Below are 2,762 nucleotides of genomic sequence, written 5' to 3'. Positions count from 1 at the left end.
GCGGAAGGCCGCCTGCCACGCGCCGAAGCTCAGTCCGGTCTCGGCCCGGAACGCGCGCGTCACGGTCCGTTCGCTCACCCCGAGCCGGGCCGCCCACTCGGTGAGCGACCGGTCGTCACCGGGGTGCGACTCGAGGGCCGTGACGATCGGGCGCAGCAGCTCGGAGCCCGGCCGCTGCACCAACAGCGCGTGGGGTGAGGGTTCGAGGAGGTCGAACACCATCTGCTCCGTGAGCTCCCGCGACCGGGCCTCCAGGGTCTGGTCCACCAGGCGCTCGAGCAGCAGGGTGAGCAGCGGCGTCACCTCCACCGCGACGGGCTCGGTCGGCAGTGGCGAGTCGGTGCGGACGTCGACGTGCGCGGTCCGGTACCAGGTGCCCGCCGGAGTGGCCGCGGAATGCAGGACGCCCGCGGGGATCCACAGTCCGACCGAGGGGGTGATGGACCACGTACGCGCCCCGATGGTCACGGTGGACGCCCCCGACCGGTTCCACAGCAGCTCGTGGGTGGGGTGGGAGTGCGGCTCCCATTCGATGTCGCGGGCCACGAGCTCGTCCATGCCGGTGATCGCGAACGGCATCACCGCGTCGCCCGCCGCGTAGATCGGCAGGGCGCGCGTCTCCACCTCGCCCCGTCGCGCGCTGCTGGTCCCGGTCATGTGTCGATTCTGCCCCACCCGCTCGTCGGCCCACCGACCCGCTCGCGCACGCGCCGCCGTAATGGTGGTCACATCAGCAAGCCTGTCGGAGATCCTGGCGTACAGTGCGAGAGTTCCCCGTGCGCGCCGTGAGGCCTCGCCGGGTTTACCTTTGTCTCGACCCGTAATGTCTAAGGATTCCCGTGACGACTGAGTCATCCTCCACGGCCTTTTCCCGGGCCCAGCCTGACCCGGGCCAGCCCGACCCTGCTCGGCCCGATCCCGCCCAGCCCGGCCCGGCGTTGGGCTCCCCGCCGCTGCCGGCCGCCACCACGCGGCTGATCGCACTGCTCGTGGCCGCGGCGTTCGTGGTGATCCTCAACGAGACCATCATGTCGGTCGCGATCCCCGAGCTGATGGGGGAGTTCGCGGTCGCCGCGGCCACCGCCCAGTGGCTCACCACCGCGTTCATGCTCACCATGGCCGTGGTCATCCCGTTCACCGGGTGGATGCTCATGCGGCTACCGCTGCGGACGGTGTTCATCATCGCCATGACGACCTTTACCCTCGGCACCCTGCTGGCGTCGCTGGCCCCGGTGTTCGTGGTCCTGGTCGCCGGCCGGGTGGTGCAGGCCGTGGGTACCGCGATCATGATCCCGCTGCTCATGACCACCGTGCTCAACGTGGTGCCCGCGGACCGTCGCGGCCGCACCATGGGCGTGATCTCCATCGTGATCGCGGTGGCCCCGGCCATCGGCCCCACCGTCGGTGGCCTGGTGCTCGACGTGCTGAGCTGGCGCTGGATGTTCTGGTTCGTCCTGCCCATCGGCCTGCTCGCACTGGTGGCGGGAGCCACGCTGATCCGGAACGTCACCGCCACCCGCCCGATCCCGCTCGACATCCTCTCCGGCGTGCTCTCGGCCGTCGGCTTCGCGGGCCTGATCTTCGGCCTGAGCTCCTTCGGTGAAGCCGCCAACGACAACGCGCTGGTGTCCCCGTGGGTGCCCGTCCTCGTGGGCGTGGCGGCACTGGCGGTGTTCGTCTGGCGGCAGCTCTCGCTCAAGGACTACGCGCTCCTCGACGTGCGCGCCTTCGCCTTCCGCACCTTCACCGTCAGCCTCACGCTCATGTTGCTGTCCATGATGGCGCTGTTCGGCACCCTCATCCTGCTGCCGCTGTACATGCAGCAGATCCTGGGCACCACCACCCTCGAGTCCGGCCTCGCGCTGCTGCCCGGCGGTCTGCTCATGGGTGTGCTCGGGTGGTTCGTCGGTCGACTCTTCGACCGCATCGGACCGCGCCCGCTGATCATCCCGGGCTCGATCCTGGCGGCCGCCGGCCTGTGGGGCATGTACCTCTTCTTCTCCGCCGAGTCGTCGCTGGTCATCGTCGTCGTGTGGCACATGGTCCTCAGCGTGGGCCTGGCGCTGCTGTTCTCGCCGCTTCTCACCTCGGCGTTGGGGTCCCTGCCGCCGCACCTGTACCCGCACGGCTCCGCTCTGCTCAACACGCTGCAGCAGGTGGCCGCCGCGGCGGGCACCGCGCTGTTCATCACCGTCATGACGCTGGGCATCGTGGCCGGCGCCGAGTCCGGACAGGGCGACGTGGCCGCGCAGATGACCGGCGTCCACAACGCGCTGGTGGTGGGCGCGATCATCTCGCTCATCACCGTGGTGGGCGCGTGGTTCGTCCGCAACACCGCGCAGACCGAGGGGCCGGCGGTGACGGCCGCGGAGGAGGAGCAGATCTCGCCGTGACCGGCCGGGTCCGCTATCGGGTGAGCACCGTGAGCGACCGCGTCGCCCGGGTCATCGCGACGTAGCGGTCGACGGCGTCGATCACGCCCGTGTCGGTCGCACCCGCACCGGTCGTGCCCACTCCGATCGGGCCGGCGCCGATCTCGCCGGTATCGGCGGCGCCCGGATCGACCAGTACGACCAGGTCGAACTCGAGCCCCTTGGCGCTGGCCGCGGTCAGTGATCGGACGCGGTCGCTCGCCGGCACCTCGCTCGCTGGCACCCCGCTCGCCGGGAAGTCGTCGCCGTGAGCGCCGGTCGCGGTGATCACGCAGGCCACGCCCTCAGGGTTCGACCCGAGCCACGCCTCGAGCACGTTCCGCAGATCGC

General features: G+C 70.7%; 2 protein-coding genes and 1 pseudogene. 1 reads left to right on the top strand and 2 read right to left on the bottom strand.

The window, feature by feature from the left end:
• A partial coding sequence (locus tag G6019_RS15785) for an AraC family ligand binding domain-containing protein (protein WP_241726100.1) occupies window positions 1-657 on the bottom strand: 657 nt, incomplete at its 3' end.
• 182 nt (window positions 658-839) lie between these two features.
• On the opposite strand from G6019_RS15785, the gene G6019_RS15780 reads away from it, so the two are divergent.
• Window positions 840-2,393: an MDR family MFS transporter gene (locus G6019_RS15780; protein WP_182628009.1), complete on the top strand. Its 1,554-nt coding sequence runs from the start codon at window positions 840-842 to the stop codon at window positions 2,391-2,393.
• A 13-nt stretch (window positions 2,394-2,406) separates the two neighbouring features.
• Here G6019_RS15780 and G6019_RS15775 read toward each other — a convergent pair.
• Window positions 2,407-2,762 (bottom strand): annotated as a pseudogene (locus G6019_RS15775) (TGBp1 family protein); the annotation flags it as partial.

The sequence above is a fragment of the Dietzia sp. DQ12-76 genome, from assembly GCF_014145045.1.
Classification (GTDB): domain Bacteria; phylum Actinomycetota; class Actinomycetes; order Mycobacteriales; family Mycobacteriaceae; genus Dietzia.
Note: the sequence above shows the minus strand (reverse complement) of the source record. Positions and strands in the feature narration are given on the sequence as shown.